15 protein-coding genes and 2 pseudogenes are annotated in these 17,826 nt (G+C 58.2%); 7 read left to right on the forward strand and 10 right to left on the reverse strand.

Features of this window, described 5'->3' with window-relative positions; all coding sequences use genetic code 11:
- Positions 1-232 precede the first annotated feature (232 nt).
- On the forward strand, positions 233-2,416 hold the full coding sequence (yccS, locus tag LOY43_RS26415; protein ID WP_095050244.1) for a YccS family putative transporter: 2,184 nt from the start codon (positions 233-235) through the stop codon (positions 2,414-2,416).
- Between the two features lie 142 nt (positions 2,417-2,558).
- Here yccS and LOY43_RS26420 read toward each other — a convergent pair whose 3' ends face one another.
- The gene (locus tag LOY43_RS26420; RefSeq protein WP_095050243.1) at positions 2,559-3,296 is read right to left on the reverse strand and encodes an ABC transporter substrate-binding protein; all 738 of its coding nucleotides are present in this window, start codon (positions 3,294-3,296) and stop codon (positions 2,559-2,561) included.
- A gap of 255 nt (positions 3,297-3,551) precedes the next feature.
- Here LOY43_RS26420 and LOY43_RS26425 point away from each other — a divergent pair, with 255 nt between their 5' ends.
- Positions 3,552-4,004, forward strand: a complete 453-nt coding sequence (locus LOY43_RS26425; RefSeq protein WP_034153611.1) for a GNAT family N-acetyltransferase — start codon at positions 3,552-3,554, stop codon at positions 4,002-4,004.
- A gap of 187 nt (positions 4,005-4,191) precedes the next feature.
- Here LOY43_RS26425 and LOY43_RS26430 read toward each other — a convergent pair whose 3' ends face one another.
- The 3 genes from LOY43_RS26430 to LOY43_RS26440 are packed head-to-tail and all read right to left on the reverse strand — an operon-like array spanning position 4,192 to position 7,174.
- Positions 4,192-4,488: a helix-turn-helix domain-containing protein gene (locus LOY43_RS26430; protein WP_008081019.1), complete on the reverse strand. Its 297-nt coding sequence runs from the start codon at positions 4,486-4,488 to the stop codon at positions 4,192-4,194.
- 24 nt (positions 4,489-4,512) lie between these two features.
- A complete protein-coding gene (locus LOY43_RS26435; protein ID WP_095050242.1) occupies positions 4,513-5,007 on the reverse strand; it encodes a M48 family metallopeptidase in 495 nt (164 codons plus the stop codon).
- Positions 5,008-5,050: 43 nt separating this feature from the next.
- A complete protein-coding gene (locus tag LOY43_RS26440) occupies positions 5,051-7,174 on the reverse strand; it encodes a bifunctional diguanylate cyclase/phosphodiesterase (protein ID WP_258708924.1) in 2,124 nt (707 codons plus the stop codon).
- 321 nt (positions 7,175-7,495) lie between these two features.
- Here LOY43_RS26440 and LOY43_RS26445 point away from each other — a divergent pair, with 321 nt between their 5' ends.
- From LOY43_RS26445 to LOY43_RS26455, 4 genes and pseudogenes are all read left to right on the forward strand, one after another.
- Positions 7,496-8,164, forward strand: a complete 669-nt coding sequence (locus LOY43_RS26445) for a polysaccharide lyase family 7 protein (RefSeq protein ID WP_258708925.1) — start codon at positions 7,496-7,498, stop codon at positions 8,162-8,164.
- Positions 8,165-8,612: 448 nt separating this feature from the next.
- Positions 8,613-8,975: a DUF6124 family protein gene (locus LOY43_RS26450; RefSeq protein WP_095050239.1), complete on the forward strand. Its 363-nt coding sequence runs from the start codon at positions 8,613-8,615 to the stop codon at positions 8,973-8,975.
- A gap of 101 nt (positions 8,976-9,076) precedes the next feature.
- Positions 9,077-9,329: pseudogene (locus LOY43_RS28745) on the forward strand (helix-turn-helix domain-containing protein).
- Between the two features lie 405 nt (positions 9,330-9,734).
- On the forward strand, positions 9,735-10,097 hold the full coding sequence (locus LOY43_RS26455) for a hypothetical protein (protein WP_095126244.1): 363 nt from the start codon (positions 9,735-9,737) through the stop codon (positions 10,095-10,097).
- A 107-nt stretch (positions 10,098-10,204) separates the two neighbouring features.
- On the opposite strand, the gene fba is transcribed toward LOY43_RS26455, so the two are convergent.
- The 6 genes and pseudogenes from fba to tkt all read right to left on the reverse strand — a co-directional run bounded on the left by fba (position 10,205) and on the right by tkt (position 16,571).
- Positions 10,205-11,269: a class II fructose-bisphosphate aldolase gene (gene fba, locus LOY43_RS26460; protein ID WP_007913760.1), complete on the reverse strand. Its 1,065-nt coding sequence runs from the start codon at positions 11,267-11,269 to the stop codon at positions 10,205-10,207.
- A gap of 252 nt (positions 11,270-11,521) precedes the next feature.
- On the reverse strand, positions 11,522-11,854 hold the full coding sequence (locus tag LOY43_RS26465) for an MliC family protein (RefSeq protein ID WP_008081029.1): 333 nt from the start codon (positions 11,852-11,854) through the stop codon (positions 11,522-11,524).
- Positions 11,855-11,911: 57 nt separating this feature from the next.
- Positions 11,912-12,132, reverse strand: a pseudogene (locus LOY43_RS26470) (hypothetical protein).
- Positions 12,133-12,166: 34 nt separating this feature from the next.
- On the reverse strand, positions 12,167-13,330 hold the full coding sequence (locus LOY43_RS26475) for a phosphoglycerate kinase (protein WP_258708926.1): 1,164 nt from the start codon (positions 13,328-13,330) through the stop codon (positions 12,167-12,169).
- Positions 13,331-13,342: 12 nt separating this feature from the next.
- Entirely contained in the window at positions 13,343-14,395 is a 1,053-nt protein-coding gene (gene epd, locus LOY43_RS26480; protein ID WP_064388120.1) for an erythrose-4-phosphate dehydrogenase, read from the reverse strand.
- Between the two features lie 178 nt (positions 14,396-14,573).
- Positions 14,574-16,571 (reverse strand): transketolase, encoded by a 1,998-nt coding sequence (gene tkt / locus LOY43_RS26485; protein ID WP_093429867.1) that lies wholly within the window; start codon positions 16,569-16,571, stop codon positions 14,574-14,576.
- Between the two features lie 259 nt (positions 16,572-16,830).
- Here tkt and LOY43_RS26490 point away from each other — a divergent pair, with 259 nt between their 5' ends.
- Positions 16,831-17,826, forward strand: a complete 996-nt coding sequence (locus tag LOY43_RS26490) for a metalloregulator ArsR/SmtB family transcription factor (RefSeq protein ID WP_258708927.1) — start codon at positions 16,831-16,833, stop codon at positions 17,824-17,826.

Below are 17,826 nucleotides of genomic sequence, written 5' to 3' on the forward strand. Positions count from 1 at the left end.
TGTGGGAGCTGGCTTGCCAGCGATGAGGCCGGCAGATCCAACATCATTGTTGACTGTCATGCAGCCATCGCTGGCAAGCCAGCTCCCACAGGGTTCCGTGCCCAATTCAAGATTTAGTTCTACACAAGATCTCAAAGGAACACTTTTTGCTGTCAGATGTGATCGGCGCCATTGCGTCGGCGTCATTACTGGCTCAATTTAGCGGCATCGCCTCGGAAGGCCTTCGCACTTCATGTCCTCGACCTCGTTTCGTCAGTCTTTGCGGCGCCTGTGGGCGCTGGATAAATTCAGCTACAGCGTGCGGGTGTTCATCGCCCTGACCGGCAGCATGGCGCTGTGTTGGTATCAGGATGAAATGGGCCTGCTGATCCCGTTGTTCCTGGGGATTATCGCCAGCGCCCTGGCCGAAACCGACGACAGTTGGCAGGGCCGCCTCAACGCCCTCGCCGTGACACTGGTGTGTTTCAGCATCGCCGCGCTGTCGGTGGAATTGCTCTTCCCTTACCCCATTGTGTTTGCCATTGCTTTGGCGCTGGCCAGTTTCGGCCTGACCATGCTCGGGGCGCTCGGCGAGCGCTATGGCGCGATTGCCTCGGCGACGTTGATTCTGTCGGTATACACGATGATCGGCGTTGATCAGCGCGGCGGTGCGGTCACCGATTTCTGGCACGAACCGATGCTGCTGGTCGCCGGTGCGGCGTGGTACGGCTTGCTCTCGGTGTTGTGGCAGGCAATGTTTTCCAACCAGCCGGTGCAGCAGAGTCTGGCGCGACTGTTCCGCGAACTGGGGTTTTACCTGAAGCTGAAATCTTCGCTGTTCGAGCCGATCCGGCAGATGGACGTCGAAGCCCGGCGGCTGGAACTGGCCCAGCAAAACGGTCGCGTGGTGGCGGCGCTGAACAGTGCCAAGGAAATCATTCTGCACCGCGTCGGCAATGGCCGCCCCGGCTCGAAAGTCAGCCGTTATCTGAAGCTGTACTTCCTCGCTCAGGACATCCACGAACGCGCGAGTTCTTCGCACTATCCGTACAACGCACTGGCCGAAGCGTTCTTCCACAGCGACGTGCTGTTCCGCTGCCAACGCCTGTTGCGCCAGCAAGGCAAGGCCTGCCGCGCTCTGGCCGAATCGATCCAGATGCGCCAGCCATTTATTTATGACGCGAGTTTCGCCGAAGCCCTCAGCGACCTCGACGCCTCCCTCGAACACCTGCGCATCCAGAGCAATCCGGCCTGGCGCGGATTGCTGCGTTCGCTGCGCGCCCTGGCGGCCAACCTCGGCACCCTCGACCGCTTGCTTAGCGACGCGAGCAACCCCGACGCCTTGGCCGATGCGACTGACAGCAGCCTGCTCGACCGCTCACCGCGCAACCTCAAAGACGTCTGGGTGCGCCTGCGCACGCAACTGACGCCGACGTCTCTGCTGTTCCGGCATGCCCTGCGCCTGCCATTGGCGCTGAGTATCGGTTACGGCATGGTGCATTTGATTCACCCGTCGCAGGGTTACTGGATCATCCTCACCACGCTGTTCGTCTGCCAGCCGAACTACGGCGCGACGCGGCGCAAACTCGGTCAGCGGATTTTCGGTACCGCCATCGGCCTGACCGTGGCGTGGGCGCTGTTCGATCTGTTCCCGAGCCCGTTGGTGCAGTCGTGTTTCGCCATCGCTGCCGGCGTGGTGTTCTTTACCAACCGCACCACCCGCTACACCCTGGCGACAGCGGCGATCACCATCATGGTGCTGTTCTGCTTCAATCAGGTCGGTGACGGTTACGGACTGTTCCTGCCACGGTTGTTCGATACCTTGCTTGGCAGCCTGATTGCCGGTCTGACGGTGTTCCTGTTCCTACCGGACTGGCAGGGCCGACGCCTTAACAAAGTGCTGGCCAACACCCTGACCTGCAACAGCATCTACCTGCGCCAGATCATGCAGCAATACGCCGCCGGCAAGAGTGATGACCTCGCCTATCGGCTGGCCCGCCGCAACGCGCACAACGCCGATGCGGCGCTGTCGACAACGCTGGCGAACATGCTCATGGAGCCGGGGCATTTCCGTAAGGAAGCCGATGTCGGCTTCCGCTTTCTGGTGCTGTCGCACACCTTGCTGAGTTATCTGTCAGGGCTGGGCGCGCATCGCGAGACGCAGTTGCCGGCGGATGTGCGCGAGCATTTGATCGAAGGCGCCGGGGTGAAACTGGCGACGAGTATTGATGAAATCGCCCAAGGGCTGGCCAACAAGCAGCCGGTGGCGATTCAGAGTGATGAAGAAGAAGCGCTGGCCAATGAGCTGGAGCAGATGGCCGATGAGATCGATGAGGGGCAGCGGTTGGTGCAGACGCAACTGGCGTTGATTTGCAGGCAGTTGGGGCCGCTGCGGACGTTGGCGGCGCATCTGATCAAGGACACCGCCGAAGTTTGAGTTGCCTTGGCGGGCCTCATCGCTGGCAAGCCAGCTCCCACAGGATTTGTGTACACCGCAAAACCTGTGGGAGCTGCGGTGCGACGATTCGACTTGCCAGCGATGAGGCCATCAGCAACAACGCAACTCTGAAATCAGAAACTCACATCCCATGCTGCCTCAACAACTTGTCATAACTCCCATCCGCCTTCATCGCCGCAATCGCCTTATCAAACCCCGCGACAATCTGCTCATGCTGCGGATTCTTCAGGCTCACCAATATATGCAGGCTGTTCTCACTCAACGGCTTGGGTAAAAACTCCACCGAATCGCGCACCTTGGCGGATTCCCGCGCCAGGTAATACTTCGCCACATATTCATCCTCCAGCGTCAACTTGACCCGATCTGCCGCGAGCATGCGCACGGCCATGGCGAAGTTATGCACAGGGACTTTCTGCAACGCCGTGTCGGCATCGAACGGCGCCGAATAGGCGTAGCCGCGCACCACCGCAATCGGATAGGTGTGCAGTTGCTGCAGATTGGAATAGTCGAGTGGCGTGTCTTTGCGCTTGAGAAAGCGGATGCGGTTGAGCAGGTATTCCCCGGAGAACTGGCCGAACCTGGTGCGTTCGTCGTTGTACCAGGCGTTGACCAACACATCGTAGCGGCCCTCGCCGACGCCAAGCAGCGCCCGCGCCCACGGCACCTGCTCATAACCGCTGGCATAGCCGGCCCGGGCGAGTGCGGTGGTGACAATGTCGGTAGCCAGACCGCCGTTGACTAGAGTGTCGTCGGTAAAGGGTGGCCAGATATCAAACACCAGCCGCAGCTTCTCCGCTGCAGCGGTCTGAGCCAGCAAGAGCAATCCGGTCAAAGCAACGGCTCGATGCAAACGCGGCATGCTTGAAAATCCTTAGCGGGCGAGTTGCCCAGCATGTTTTCAGCCAAAACCCCAAGGCCCCTTACCGGCAAAACCCAGGCCCTAACATTAGCTCATTGCAGCCAGTGCACAGGGCTCTCCAGCAGATTACACAAAGTCACCGAGGCTGCGAGAAAGGAATGATGGCATTTTGACCTTTGTCACAGACTCTTACGCCATACAGACATCTTTGCCGTGGGCGCTTAGTATCGGGCGACACGTTCAAGGAATCGGCAAATGACAATCGAATGGGTCTGCAAACATCACAGTGATCTGGGCAAGGAACAGCTATACGCGCTGTTGAAGCTGCGCTCGGACGTGTTCGTCGTCGAGCAGAAATGCGCCTATCCGGACCTCGATGGCCAGGATCTGGAAGGCGACACCTACCATCTGATGGGGTGGGAGGATGACCAGTTGATGGCGTACCTGCGCCTGCTGGATCCGGAATCCCAGGGGGGTGACGTGGTGATCGGCCGCGTGATTACCGCACCGCAAGGGCGCGGCAAAGGGCTGGGGCACGAAATGATGGAGCAGGCGTTGAAACAGGCGGAGAAGCATTGGCCGCAGGTGCCGATCTATCTGTCAGCGCAGGCGCATTTGCAGGGGTATTACGGTCGGTACGGGTTTGTTGTGGCGGGTGAAGAGTATCTGGAGGATGACATTCCACACATTGGGATGCGTCGGGCCTGAACAGCCCTCACCCTAGCCCTCTCCCAGTGGGAGAGGGGACTGACCGAGTTGTCTTGCGTCAGACATCGACCTGAAAAACCGCGTCGATTATGGATTCACAGCAATTTGTTCAGGTCGGCGTATCTCTCCAATATCCCCCAATCGGCGCCCTCTCCCTCCGGGAGAGGGCTGGGTGAGGGGCTCTTTTTCAGGGATACTCCAGAACTGCCTTGATCTGCCGCAAATTACGCTCGATCCACCCACGATCAATCGCTCCCCACTCGCGAATCCGATAGCGCCCGGCGTGATTGCGCGCGCCCTCTTCCTGCTCGAACTCACAAACGATATCCAGATCGGCCAACGCGGCAATCGTGTCCTGCGCCGTGCGCCGGGGCATGCCGGTCACGTCGGTCAGCGTCGGTACACTCGGCGCCAGACCGCTGTCGATCAGGTACGCCACATATAAGCGACGGTAGAAACTGCTTTTGGTCTTGCTGACGTCCATCCACACCTTCCTGGTTGCGTACTGTTAAGCCTGCATATCGCGCCACGTCAGATACACACGCAGATCAAACTCGACCTGGTGATACCCCGGCAGCATGTGCTCGCACAATTTATAGAACGCCTTGTTGTGATCCGATTCCTTGAAGTGCGCCAGTTCATGCACGACGATCATTTTCAGAAAGTCCGGCGCGGCCTCCTTGAACAACGAGGCGATACGAATCTCTTTCTTGGCCTTGAGCTTGCCGCCCTGCACTCGCGACACCGTGGTGTGCAGACCCAGTGCGCGGTGGGTCAGGTCAAGGCGGTTGTCGAACAGCACCTTGTCGATGGCCGGGGCGTTGCGCAGGTATTCCTGCTTCAGGTCCAGCGCGTAGCTGTACAAAGCCTTGTCGCTCTGCACGTCGTGGCGCCCCGAATAGCGTTGATTCAGGTAATCACCCAGACGCCCTTCGGCAATCAGTTGACGCACCTGATCCTGTAATTGCGCGGGATAGGCCTGGAGGTACTTCAACACAGTCATGGACGAGCGACACGGTTCGAAAAGGTGCGCCAGTGTAGCGAATTCAACCGGGCAGTGCGCTCCAGTCAAACGGCTCGGCGAAGCTGACCGCGTCCTCGGCCATCAGCGGCCGCGCGACGAGGAAACCCTGCACGTATTCGCAGCCATGGGCTTGCAGCCATTGGTATTGCTCGATGGTTTCCACCCCCTCGGCAATCACCAGCAAACCGTATTGTTTGCACAGACTGATCACCGTACTGACCAGCGAGGCGTCGCGTTTGGAGTCCGGCAACCGCGCAATAAGATGGCGATCAAGCTTGAGGGTATCCAGCTCCAGATCACGCAGATGCGCCAGCGAACACGGCCCGGAACCGAAGTCATCCAGCGCCACCCGCACGCCCAGATTGCGCAGCAACCGCAGTTGTTTGCGGGTTTCGTCGGGATTCTGCATCAGCGCTTCTTCGGTGACCTCGACCTCCAGTTGCCGAGGCTGCAAGGCGTGTCGCTCCATCACCTGACGCAACTCGGTGACCAGATTCGGCAGACTGAACTGGGTGTTGCTCAAACTCACGCCAAGCACCAGATCTTCGGCAAACAGGGTTTCCCAGGCTTTGCGCTGGCCGGCGCCACGATGATAAATCCAGCTGCCGAGGCGACTGATCAGCCGCGCCTCTTCCAGCAGCGGCAAGAACAACCCCGGCGGCACATCGCCGACACTCGGGTGCTGCCAGCGCAACAACGCTTCAAAGCCACGAATCTGGCCCGTGTCGATAGCCACTTGCGGTTGATAGACCAGATTGAAATCGCGATTCTCGATGGCGGCACGCACGCTCTCTTCGAGCATCAACCGCGAGCGCGCCCGGCCATTCATTTCATGATCGTAGAAACGATATTGCTGACGTCCGGCACGTTTGGCCTCGTACATGGCGATGTCGGAAGCACGCAGCAATCCGTCGAGGTTCGAGCCGCAGTCCGGGTAAGTGGCGATGCCGATGCTGGCGCCGAGGGCGATGTCCAACCCCTCGATCTGCTGACAGATTGACACCCGCTCGATGAGTTTCTCGGCAATCTTCGCCGCTTGCTCGGGGAACTCCAAATCCAGCAGCGCGGTAAATTCATCGCCGCCCATGCGCGCCAGAATGTCGAACGGTCGCAGACAGGCTTTCAATTGCTCGGAAACCCAGCGCAACACGCGATCGCCGGCATCGTGACCGAGTGAGTCGTTGACCCGTTTGAAGCCATCAAGGTCCAGATACAGCAAGACCCAACTGCTATCACTGCGCTCACCACGCAATAGCAGATTTTCAACGGTCTGGTAAAAACCGCGCCGGTTGAGCAACCCGGTCAGTGGATCGGTCACCGCCTGGAATTCGAGTTGCTGGTGCAAGTGCCGCACCACCGACATGTCCAGCACGGTGACCACCATCGCGTGTTGCTCGGCAGGCAACGCCGCACAGGACAGCGCCACCGGCACTTGCTGGCCGGGCGCGGTGCGCAGCAAGGCATCGTGCAGTCTTAATGTTTCGCCACGTTTATAGCTGGCATAAAACTCGGAATCGGCCCACAGCGGAATATGCGGTTTCTGCAGATAGTCGAGAAATTCCTTACCTTCCAGTTCCTTCACCGGGGCGTTGAGCAACCGCGAAATAGCCGGATTGGCAAAGCGGATCAAACCGTCCTCGCCCACCACCAGAATGCCTTCGGCGGCGTTATCCAGCACCGAGGCATTGAAGGCGCGTGCCACTTCCAGGTCATGACTCAGGCGCTGCAAGGCCCGGCGATTGCGCTGGTGTTCCAGCAACGCCTGCACTTTGGGCTTGAGTATCTGCGGGTCGAACGGCTTGAACAGGTAATCCACCGCGCCACTGGCATAGCCCTTGATCACAGCGTCCTGGGATTGTTCGTTGGCGGTCAGAAAGATGATCGGCGTCAGGCGCGTGCGCTGGCTGCCACGCATCAGGCGCGCGACTTCAAAGCCGTCCATGCCCGGCATCTGCACGTCCAGCAGAACCAGATCGACGTCATGCGAGAGCAGAATATTGAGCGCTTCGAAACCGGAGGCTGCGGTGAGGACGTGCCAATCCTGACGCTGCAGCAACGCGCGCATGCTGATCAGATTTTCAGGGTAATCATCAACGATCAAAAGGACAGAGCTGCCTTCGCCTGGCTGGGGTTGCGCGCATTCCATGCTGCTTCTCTTGTCGGGACTTTTGGTCGGCTTCCGGTAAAAACCGCACACATACTGAGCCTTCACTCTAGTACTGGATCCAAGAAAGCAGAAGCTGTCATCAGGCCATCATTTAACCAAAGCGTGAGTTTGCCGACTAACGGTCACCGCTGAAGCCCCCGGAAACCGGCAGAGATGGCATTTCGACAGGATGTTGACGTCAATCATCTGCCAAACGGGCATTAACAAAAAATCCCTCTACGCTTATAAAGGCCGCCCCAAAACGTGCGGGCTAGAGCTTCTGGCACGTACGTGCAGTGAATTTTGAGTGGAAGAACCGACATGATCGATCTCGCAACCTGGAACCTCAGCGTTCCCGTTGGCAGCCCGCCATACACCGTCGAAACCTCCAAACTGGTGAACGGCTTCAAAGATCAGTACTTCCATTCCGACACCGGCACCTTGTTCTTCTGGTCACCGGTTACCGGGTCAAAAACCGAAAACGCCATTTATCCGCGCACCGAACTGCGGGAGACCTACAGCAACGGCAGCCTGCGCAACTGGTATTACCCGGATGCCGACAACCTGCTGCGGGCGACCCTCACCGTCAACAAAGTGCCCAGCTCGGGCAAGATCGTCATCGGCCAGATTCATGCTTATGAAAGCCAGAAGCCGATGGTCAAACTTGAATATCAGTACAAGACAAAAACAGAAACCGGCAATCTGGTGATCAAAGTGCGCATGCACCCGGATGATGACGAAAGCCGCGTCATCACCCTCGCCACCGGGGTCAAACTGGATCGCGAATTCAACTACCTTATTCACCTGAGTCCTGGCGGTGCGTTGGGTGTCAGTGCGGCGGGTTATCAGTGGGACTCACAGATCAGTGCGACGTGGCGGAATAAGCCGCTGTATTTCAAGGCTGGGGTTTATGTGCAGGACAACACCGGGTACACCAGCGAAGGTGGCCAAGTGACCTTCTCCAAACTCGACATCGATCACGACAAATAACCCAATCCCCACGGTAGGAGCTGCCGAAGGCTGCGATCTTTTGATCTTGTTCTTGATTCTGAAAAGACAAAATCAAAAGATCGCAGCCCTCGGCAGCTCCTACCTTTAAACAGTGCTGTTTAGATCTGTCGGCGGTTACTTCCGGATGCCTACAACAGCTTGCGTCGTTGCCTACCACTACGCCAGAATCCGCCGGCTTGTGCGCCTGGCGGGCCATCGGTAACTTGATTCGCGTCACTGATTTCCAGTGATCGGGTTTAGTAGCCCGTGGTTACGCGATGCGCATTGGCACCATTCAGTCGGGCATAACCCGCGCTTGATGGTAGCTGTTCGCAGGGCGCCTTCGGGTGCGCCGGTCGCGTCTCCCCGGTCTACTAACCTGCGTTCAGCTGCCACCCTCTTCGTTTAGTAGCGATCCGGTGTCGGCTCCATTTACCGGAGACGAAACATGATCAGATCAACGCCACACCCGCCAGAAACAGATCTCGCATCCCCTTACGAATCCCTCGATTCAAAAAAACTCAACGACGCCGCCGAGCGCGCCCTCGACCACTACCTCAAACCGTCCGCCTTCATCATGGCAAGTACGCATAAACCCGAGCCCATGTACCTCGCCAACCCGAAGTACAACACCGAATCCCTGCTGGCCAACGCCAGCGAGACCCTGGGTTCAGCCAGCGAAATGCTCAACAACTTCGCCGCCATGCTCGATACCTCACACCGCAAGACTGCCCTAGGCATTGCGCAAGTGGTCATGCTCGGTGAATTGGCGGTAAATCAGGCACTGGATCACGTTGAACTAAAGGAGTAGTCGTTCACAAAGAAGCCCGTCTCACGACGGGCTTCTTGAGCCAAATAGATTAAATGTTCCGCATACGCCACATTGAGATCAAAATGTTACGGTAGCGCAACATGGATTACTCTCTTTTTAATTACCCGTCTGGGCATTCAATTACGTGAAAAACGTATAAATCGTGGCCTGACGCAGGCTCAGCTTTCCGATCTGGCGGGACTGACGCGATACAAAGTCATAGCGGTGGAGAAAGGTACCCTTTCTGTTGGCATGATCGCTTACGCGCGCGTTTTGGCTGCGTTGGACTGCGAACTCTCGGTGGTTCCAGCAACGATGCCAACCTTTGAAGAGATTAGAGATTTATTCAAATAAAAGGGAAAAAGGGGACAGACTTATCTAGTCCATTGACGGGCAGTCCGCGTTTCACAGAAGAAATTGAAAACATCACGAGAATGCGGATTTCACAACGCTCTAGAGGTAACCTGGAGATTTAATAAATCTGTCCCGTTTTGTGCTCAACTGGAAGGGTGACGGATGGCGGGCCTTTTGGTGTTACGTCCTTAGTTGCCATTGATAAATAAATCGTCGCCTTTTTCTACTAAGCCCCTTTTTCTATAGATCATATTGCACAGATCATTATTTCAAAAGCATATAAAAACCTGTCACTTTTTACAGGTGACAACGAATAACGCTGAAAACTAGTCTGTTCTCGCAGCAACGGCTCCTTAGGGACAACTCAAAGGAACTGAATTCAATAATTTACAGCGGAGGCTTCAAATGTCCCATTCAAATATGAAAGGTACTTACAACTCGTTTCCGAAAGGCCATCAACTTGTAATCACTACCATGGATGAATCGGCTGGTCGCTTTACAGGTACTTTTCTCACCGCTGCTGGCAAGGAAAACATCAGCGGCGGATTTCACTTTAACAACGCAGCCAAGAAAACTGATTTGAGCTTTTCAACATCCGACGCAAATTGGGCGTTCGAGGCTAAATACAACAACGATGGTCCAGACTTCGAGGAGTGGAACGGTCTTAAAAAAGAAAAATCCAACCCCGAGGCCACTGCGCTATGGCCATTTTATAAGGACTTGTCGGGGGGTACTGCAGGACTGATAGTTGACGGAAATTTAATGTAGGCGAAATATCCAAACAGCTCAGCGAGTGTCGATTCTGAGTTGACCATTCCTAATGCACTAAAAAACCGCCCGACGGCGGTTTTTTAGTGCATCTACAACTCGAAGGCTCAGTTAACCTTAGCGTTCAACTCACCCTTCAGATAACGCTGGTACATCGCTTCCAGCGAGATCGGCTTGATCTTCGAAGCATTACCGGCAGTACCGAACGCTTCATAACGAGCGATACACACGTCACGCATTGCAGTAACAGTCGCGCCGAAGAATTTACGTGGGTCGAACTCGCTCGGGTTGGTGGCCATCAGGCGACGCATCGCACCGGTGGATGCCAGACGCAGGTCGGTGTCGATGTTGACTTTGCGCACGCCGTACTTGATGCCTTCGACGATTTCTTCAACCGGTACGCCGTAGGTTTCTTTGATGTCGCCGCCGTACTGGTTGATGATCGCCAGCCATTCTTGTGGCACCGACGAGGAACCGTGCATCACCAGGTGGGTGTTCGGGATGCGTTTGTGGATTTCCTTGATGCGGTCGATCGCCAGCACGTCACCGGTAGGTGGCTTGGTGAACTTGTAGGCGCCGTGGCTGGTGCCGATGGCGATGGCCAGAGCATCCACCTGAGTGCGCTTGACGAAGTCAGCGGCTTCTTCCGGGTCGGTCAGCATTTGGCTGTGATCCAGAACGCCTTCAGCGCCGATGCCGTCTTCTTCACCGGCCATGCCGGTTTCCAGCGAACCCAGGCAGCCCAGCTCGCCTTCAACCGATACGCCGCAGGCGTGAGCCATGGCTACAGTTTGTTGGGTAACGCGGACGTTGTAGTCGTAGTCGGTCGGGGTCTTGCCGTCTTCGCCCAGCGAGCCGTCCATCATCACCGAGCTGAAGCCCAGTTGGATCGAGCGCTGGCAGACGTCAGGACTGGTGCCGTGGTCCTGGTGCATGCACACCGGGATGTGCGGGAATTCTTCGATCGCGGCGAGGATCAGGTGACGCAGGAAAGGCGCGCCGGCGTATTTACGGGCGCCGGCCGAAGCCTGAACGATCACCGGGGAGTCAGTCTTGTCAGCGGCTTCCATGATGGCGCGCATCTGCTCAAGGTTGTTGACGTTGAAGGCTGGAACGCCGTAGCCGAATTCGGCTGCGTGGTCCAACATCTGGCGCATGCTGATAAGTGCCATTGTGTGTGTCTCTCCCGGTTGAGGGTCGTTAATCGTGCCAGCCTGCCGGAGCGGCGGCGGCTATTCAAGTGATTGCAGATCGGGGGTTGAGGCCCGGTCTGGTGATTCGATAAAGCCAATTCTTCAGAACTGCGCAGAACCCCTGTAGGAGTGAGCCTGCTCGCGATAGCAATCTTTCAGTCAATATTGCAGCGACTGTCAGGCCGCTATCGCGAGCAGGCTCACTCCTACAATGGGCCTGCGGTGTTGCAATTACTCGGCTTTGCAGCCGCGGCCGATCAGGTCATTGGTGGCGACCCAGTACACCAGGCCTTCCTCTCCCTTGACGTGAAACGCCAGCATGCCGTCGCTGTACAGCGTGCCCGAGGCGCCCGGTTCTTCTTTCAGGCGATAGACCTGATCACCGCCACCCAGTCGAACATCGACTTCCTTCTGGCCGGCATCGGCGTAGCGCCACAGCACTTTGGCCTGGCTGTCGCAGGTCCAGGTGGTCCAGTTGTCCGCCGGGGCAGAAGACTGAAACAGGTTCAACTGCGCGCAACCGCCCAACAATGCCAACGCCGCAATGGCGATCAAGCCTTTCATCCGTGTTCCTCGACTGACAGCACACGCCGCCAGCCCTGAGTTAAAGAGTCAGACCCGTCAAGGACAACCATGTTCCTTGGCCGGGTTTGCGTCTCGTATTTGTCCAGGCCATCCGGCCCCGAGCGCTTATTCAGCACCGGGTTGGTTTCGGCCTGCCAGTCGGCCTGATAACAGCCCTTCTGCGACTCGCTCGGCGCCGGCGTGGCTTCGGCCTTCGGGTTACTCCCGCAGGCCGCCAGCGTACCGGTCAGCAACAACAGTGCTAACGACTTGACCATGTAAACACTCCTTTGCCTGGCCAAACGGGCGGCCTTAGGCCTTGGCCCGGCTTTCCAGGACTTCTACGGCTGGCAGCACTTTGCCCTCGACGAATTCGAGGAACGCGCCACCACCGGTGGAAATGTAGGAGATTTGCTCAGCCACGCCATATTTATCGATCGCGGCCAGGGTGTCGCCGCCGCCGGCGATGGAGAACGCCGAGCTTTCAGCGATGGCCTGCGCCAGCACTTTGGTGCCGTTGCCGAACTGGTCGAATTCAAACACGCCGACCGGGCCGTTCCACAGAATGGTTTTCGAAGATTTCAGCAGTTCGGCGAAGTTGGCTGCGGTTTGCGGGCCGATGTCCAGAATCATGTCGTCAGCCGCGACGTCAGCGATCAGCTTGACGGTGGCTTCTGCGGTTTCAGCGAATTCTTTGGCAACCACTACGTCAACCGGCAGTGGCACGCTGACTTTGGCAGCGATAGCGCGTGCGGTGTCGAGCAGATCCGGTTCGTACAGCGACTTGCCGACCGGGTGACCGGCCGCCGCGAGGAAGGTGTTGGCGATGCCGCCGCCGACGATCAGTTGATCGCAGATCTGGCTCAGGCTGTTCAGCACGTCGAGTTTGGTCGAGACCTTGGAGCCGGCAACGATGGCCGCCATTGGCTGAGCCGGCGCGCCGAGGGCTTTGCCCAGTGCGTCCAGTTCAGCGGCCAGCAGTGGACCAGCAGCCGCAACCTTGGCGAACTTGGCCACGCCGTGGGTCGAACCTTCGGCGCGGTGAGCGGTGCCGAAAGCGTCCATCACGAACACGTCGCACAGAGCAGCGTATTGCTGGGCCAGTTCGTCAGCGTTCTTTTTCTCGCCTTTGTTGAAGCGCACGTTTTCGAACAGCACGATGTCGCCGGCCTTGACGTCAACGCCGCCCAAGTAATCAGCCACCAGCGGCACTTCACGGCCCAGGGCCTTGCTCAGGTAGTCAGCGACAGGCTTGAGGCTGTTCTCGGCGGAGAACTCGCCTTCGGTCGGACGGCCAAGGTGCGAGCAGACCATCACGGCCGCGCCTTTTTCCAGGGCCAGCTTGATGGTCGGCAGCGAAGCCAGGATTCGCGCATCGCTGGTGACAACACCGTCCTTGAATGGGACGTTGAGGTCTTCGCGGATCAATACGCGCTTACCTTGCAGATCGAGGTCGGACATCTTCAACACGGTCATGGGTCGCACTTCCTACGGTTTTTTTGAAGTTGCTGTTTGCAGATAGTGTTCTGCAACGTCCAGCATTCGGTTGGCAAAACCCCATTCGTTGTCGAACCAGGCCAGGATGTTCACCAGCTTAGGGCCGGAAACACGGGTCTGACTGGCATCGACGATGGCCGAATGTGGGTCATGGTTGAAATCACAGCTAGCGTGCGGCAACTCGGTATAGGCGAGCAGACCTTTGAGCGGGCCGCTGGTGGCGGCTTCGCGCAGGATCCGGTTGACCTCATTGGCATCGGTCGCGGTGGCGGTCTGCATCGTGATGTCGAGGCAGGACACGTTGACCGTCGGCACGCGTACGGCTTTGGCCTGAATTCGCCCGGCAAGTTCCGGCAGCAGGCGCTCGATACCACGCGCCAGACCGGTGGACACCGGGATCACTGACTGGAATGCCGAACGGGTGCGGCGCAGGTCTTCGTGGTGATAGGCGTCGATCACCGGCTGGTCGTTCATTGCCGAGTGAATCGTGGTGATCGACACGTAATCGAGGCCAATGGCCTTGTCGAGCAAGCGCAACAGCGGCACGCCGCAATTGGTCGTACAGGAGGCGTTGGACACCAGCAGTTCGTCGCCGGTCAGGCAATCCTGATTGACGCCGTAAACGATGGTGGCGTCGACATCCGCCTCGCTGGCCATTGGCTGCGAGAACAACACACGTGGCGCGCCAGCGTCGAGAAAACGCTGGCCGTCTTCACGGGTGTTATAGGCACCGGAACACTCAAGCACCAGATCGACGCCCAGTGACGCCCAATCGATGCCTTCGGGGGTGGCACTGCGCAGGACCTTCACGCAGTCGCCATTAATATGCAGACAATCGCCTTCTACTCGCACCTCGCCCGGAAAACGGCCGTGAGTGGAGTCGAAGCGTGTCAGGTATTCGATGCTGGCCATGTCCGCCAGATCGTTGATCGCGACAATTTCAAACCCGGCTTTCTCGCCTCGCTCAAACAACGCACGCAAGACGCAACGACCAATGCGGCCGTAGCCGTTGAGTGCAACTTTGAAGGGACGCGGTTGAGGCATGGGGTTCTCGATAGTACGCAGGCAGACGTAATGTTTGTTGCAACACAACCCCTGTGGGAGCTGGCTTGCCAGCGATAGGGCCATTCGCTTCAACATATATGCTGACTGAACGGACGCTATCGCTGGCAAGCCAGCTCCCACAGGGATTGCGGTGACCCTGAGGCCACCGCGCTGTGCCTTAGTCTTCCAGCAGCTCTTCAGCCTGACCGAGGATGTTTTCCAGGGTGAAGCCGAACTCTTCGAACAGGGCCGAAGCTGGAGCCGATTCGCCGTAAGTGGTCATGCCAATCACGCGACCTTCCAGACCCACGTACTTGAACCAGAAGTCGGCGTGTGCCGCTTCGATCGCGATACGCGCGCTCACCTGCAACGGCAGCACGGCTTGCTTATAGCCCGCGTCCTGAGCATCGAACACGCTGGTGCAAGGCATCGAAACCACGCGCACTTTGCGGCCCTGCTCGGTCAGCTTGTCGAAAGCCTGAACCGCCAGACCGACTTCCGAACCGGTGGCGATCAGGATCAGCTCAGGCTCGCCTGCGCAGTCCTTCAGCACGTAACCGCCACGGCTGATGTCGGCAATCTGGCCGGCATCGCGCTCCTGGTGTTGCAGGTTCTGACGCGAGAAGATCAGCGCCGATGGGCCGTCCTTGCGCTCCAGCGCATTTTTCCAGGCCACGGCCGATTCAACGGCATCGGCTGGACGCCAGGTGTCGAGGTTCGGTGTGGTACGCAGGCTGGTCAGTTGTTCGATCGGCTGGTGCGTCGGGCCGTCTTCGCCCAGACCGATGGAGTCGTGGGTGTAGACGTGGATGACTTGTTTCTTCATCAGCGCGGACATGCGCACGGCGTTGCGGGCGTATTCCATGAACATCAGGAAGGTCGCGCCGTAAGGCACCAGACCGCCGTGCAGGGTCACGCCGTTCATGATCGCGGTCATGCCGAATTCGCGCACGCCGTAGTACATGTAGTTGCCGCTGGCATCTTCAGCGCTGACGCCCTTGCAACCTTTCCACAGGGTCAGGTTGGAACCGGCCAGGTCAGCCGAACCGCCGAGCAGTTCCGGCAGCAATGGGCCGAACGCGTTCAGGGTGTTCTGGCTGGCTTTACGGCTGGCGATGGTTTCGCCTTTGGCCGCAACTTCAGCGATGTAAGCCGAAGCTTTTTCGGAGAAGTCAGCTGGCAGCTCACCGCTCAGACGACGTACCAGTTCGTTGGCTTCGGTCGGGAATGCAGCGGAGTAGGCAGCGAAACGCTGATCCCACTCGGCTTCGGCCGCGCGACCTTTTTCCTTGGCATCCCACTCGGCATAGATGTCGGCCGGGATTTCGAACGGGCCGTGGTTCCAGTTCAGCGCCTGACGGGTCAGGGCAATTTCTGCGTCACCCAGTGGGGCGCCGTGGCAGTCTTCTTTGCCCTGCTTGTTCGGCGAGCCGAAACCGATGGTGGTCTTGCAGCAGATCAGCGTCGGCAGCGGGCTCTTGCGCGCGGTTTCGATGGCGGTCTTGATCTCTTCCGGGTCGTGACCGTCAACGTTGCGGATCACTTGCCAGTTGTAGGCTTCGAAACGCTTCGGCGTGTCATCGGTGAACCAGCCTTCGACTTCGCCGTCGATTGAAATGCCGTTGTCATCGTAGAAAGCGATCAGTTTGCCCAGACCCAGCGTACCGGCCAGGGAAGCGACTTCGTGGGAAATGCCTTCCATCATGCAGCCATCACCCAGGAACACGTAGGTGTGGTGGTCAACGATGTTGTGGTTTGGACGGTTGAACTGCGCTGCCAGGACTTTTTCTGCCAGAGCGAAACCGACGGCGTTGGCCAGACCCTGACCCAATGGGCCGGTGGTGGTTTCAACGCCCGGGGTGTAGCCGAATTCCGGGTGGCCCGGGGTGCGGCTGTGCAGTTGACGGAACTGTTTGAGGTCTTCGATCGACAGGTCGTAACCGGTCAGGTGCAGCAGCGAGTAGATCAACATCGAGCCGTGGCCGTTGGACAGCACGAAGCGGTCACGGTCGGCGAACGATGGATTGCTCGGGTTGTGCTTGAGGTAGTCGCGCCAAAGCACTTCGGCGATATCTGCCATACCCATAGGGGCACCGGGATGGCCGCTGTTGGCTTTTTGCACGGCATCCATGCTGAGGGCACGAATGGCGTTGGCACGCTCACGACGGCTAGGCATCGCTGATCTCCTGGGTGTGAATAGATTGAAACGGAAAAAAGGAGGGCATTTTCCCTCACCGGGGCGCCTCGGGGCAATGACAGATAGTCATCGGGGGGCGTTTTTCCAATGGATAGCGGCGCTTTCTGTTGGTGAAACCTTTCCGCTACTCGTTTGTAGAGTTAACCGCCTGGTGAGAAGTGCCATTTATCGAGCAATATCAAAACTTTTTGATATTGCCCTTGCGATGAATTGCCCCCCTCTCTAGACTGCCAGCCCTATGAACTTACGCGTGCCTTCCATTCGCCATGACGATTGCGACGAGCTGGCGGCCCTGTGCAAGGCCGGCGGCGATCCGTTGCGGCTGAATGTCCTGCGCGCATTGGCCAACGATTCGTTCGGTGTTCTGGAACTGGCGCAGATTTTCGGCATTGGCCAGTCCGGCATGAGCCACCACCTCAAGGTACTGGCACAGGCTGATCTGGTAGCAACCCGCCGTGAAGGCAACGCGATTTTCTATCGCCGCGCCCTGCCCCACACCGAACTGCTCGGTGGCAAGCTGCACGCGGCACTGTTAGAAGAAGTCGACAACCTGGATCTGCCTGACGACGTGCAGGCGCGCATCGAACAGGTTCACGGCCAGCGTGCCGCGGCCAGTCAGGACTTTTTCACCCGGGTGGCGGAGAAATTCCGTGCCCAGCAAGACTTGATCGCAGGCCTGCCGCAGTACCGCGAAAGCGTGCTGGCCCTGCTCGACAAACTGAACTTCAATGGTGCTGCCACGGCCATTGAAGTCGGCCCCGGCGATGGTGCTTTTCTGCCGGAACTGGCCCGCCGCTTCGGCACCGTAACCGCGCTGGACAACAGCCCGGCGATGCTCGAACTGGCGCGTCAGGTATGTGAACGTGAACAGCTGGCTAACGTCAGCCTGCAATTGGCCGATGCATTGAACGGCACCAGCCTTACGGCCGATTGCGTAGTGTTGAACATGGTGTTGCACCATTTCGCCGCGCCGGCCGATGCGCTCAAGCACATGGCCGACCTGCTGCAACCGGGCGGTAGCCTGCTCGTGACAGAGTTATGTAGCCACAACCAGAGTTGGGCCAGGGAGGCCTGCGGTGATCTGTGGTTGGGGTTTGAACAGGACGATTTGGCCCGTTGGGCCACCGCTGCGGGACTCGTTCCCGGGGAAAGCCTCTATGTAGGCTTACGTAATGGTTTCCAGATCCAGGTCCGCCATTTTCAGCGACCGGCTGGCGACACTCACCATCGGTAA

The organism is Pseudomonas sp. B21-041, assembly GCF_024748675.1.
Classification (GTDB): domain Bacteria; phylum Pseudomonadota; class Gammaproteobacteria; order Pseudomonadales; family Pseudomonadaceae; genus Aquipseudomonas; species Aquipseudomonas neuropathica.

Excerpts from the sequence above, each read along its gene's own strand:
- yccS (WP_095050244.1), top strand. The coding sequence starts at position 233 with ATGTCCTCGACCTCGTTTCGTCAGTCTTTGCGGCGCCTGTGGGCGCTG.
- LOY43_RS26420 (WP_095050243.1), bottom strand. The coding sequence starts at position 3,296 with ATGCCGCGTTTGCATCGAGCCGTTGCTTTGACCGGATTGCTCTTGCTG.
- LOY43_RS26425 (WP_034153611.1), top strand. The coding sequence starts at position 3,552 with ATGACAATCGAATGGGTCTGCAAACATCACAGTGATCTGGGCAAGGAA.
- LOY43_RS26430 (WP_008081019.1), bottom strand. The coding sequence starts at position 4,488 with ATGGACGTCAGCAAGACCAAAAGCAGTTTCTACCGTCGCTTATATGTG.
- LOY43_RS26435 (WP_095050242.1), bottom strand. The coding sequence starts at position 5,007 with ATGACTGTGTTGAAGTACCTCCAGGCCTATCCCGCGCAATTACAGGAT.
- LOY43_RS26440 (WP_258708924.1), bottom strand. The coding sequence starts at position 7,174 with ATGGAATGCGCGCAACCCCAGCCAGGCGAAGGCAGCTCTGTCCTTTTG.
- LOY43_RS26445 (WP_258708925.1), top strand. The coding sequence starts at position 7,496 with ATGATCGATCTCGCAACCTGGAACCTCAGCGTTCCCGTTGGCAGCCCG.
- LOY43_RS26450 (WP_095050239.1), top strand. The coding sequence starts at position 8,613 with ATGATCAGATCAACGCCACACCCGCCAGAAACAGATCTCGCATCCCCT.
- LOY43_RS26455 (WP_095126244.1), top strand. The coding sequence starts at position 9,735 with ATGTCCCATTCAAATATGAAAGGTACTTACAACTCGTTTCCGAAAGGC.
- fba (WP_007913760.1), bottom strand. The coding sequence starts at position 11,269 with ATGGCACTTATCAGCATGCGCCAGATGTTGGACCACGCAGCCGAATTC.
- LOY43_RS26465 (WP_008081029.1), bottom strand. The coding sequence starts at position 11,854 with ATGAAAGGCTTGATCGCCATTGCGGCGTTGGCATTGTTGGGCGGTTGC.
- LOY43_RS26475 (WP_258708926.1), bottom strand. The coding sequence starts at position 13,330 with ATGACCGTGTTGAAGATGTCCGACCTCGATCTGCAAGGTAAGCGCGTA.
- epd (WP_064388120.1), bottom strand. The coding sequence starts at position 14,395 with ATGCCTCAACCGCGTCCCTTCAAAGTTGCACTCAACGGCTACGGCCGC.
- tkt (WP_093429867.1), bottom strand. The coding sequence starts at position 16,571 with ATGCCTAGCCGTCGTGAGCGTGCCAACGCCATTCGTGCCCTCAGCATG.
- LOY43_RS26490 (WP_258708927.1), top strand. The coding sequence starts at position 16,831 with ATGAACTTACGCGTGCCTTCCATTCGCCATGACGATTGCGACGAGCTG.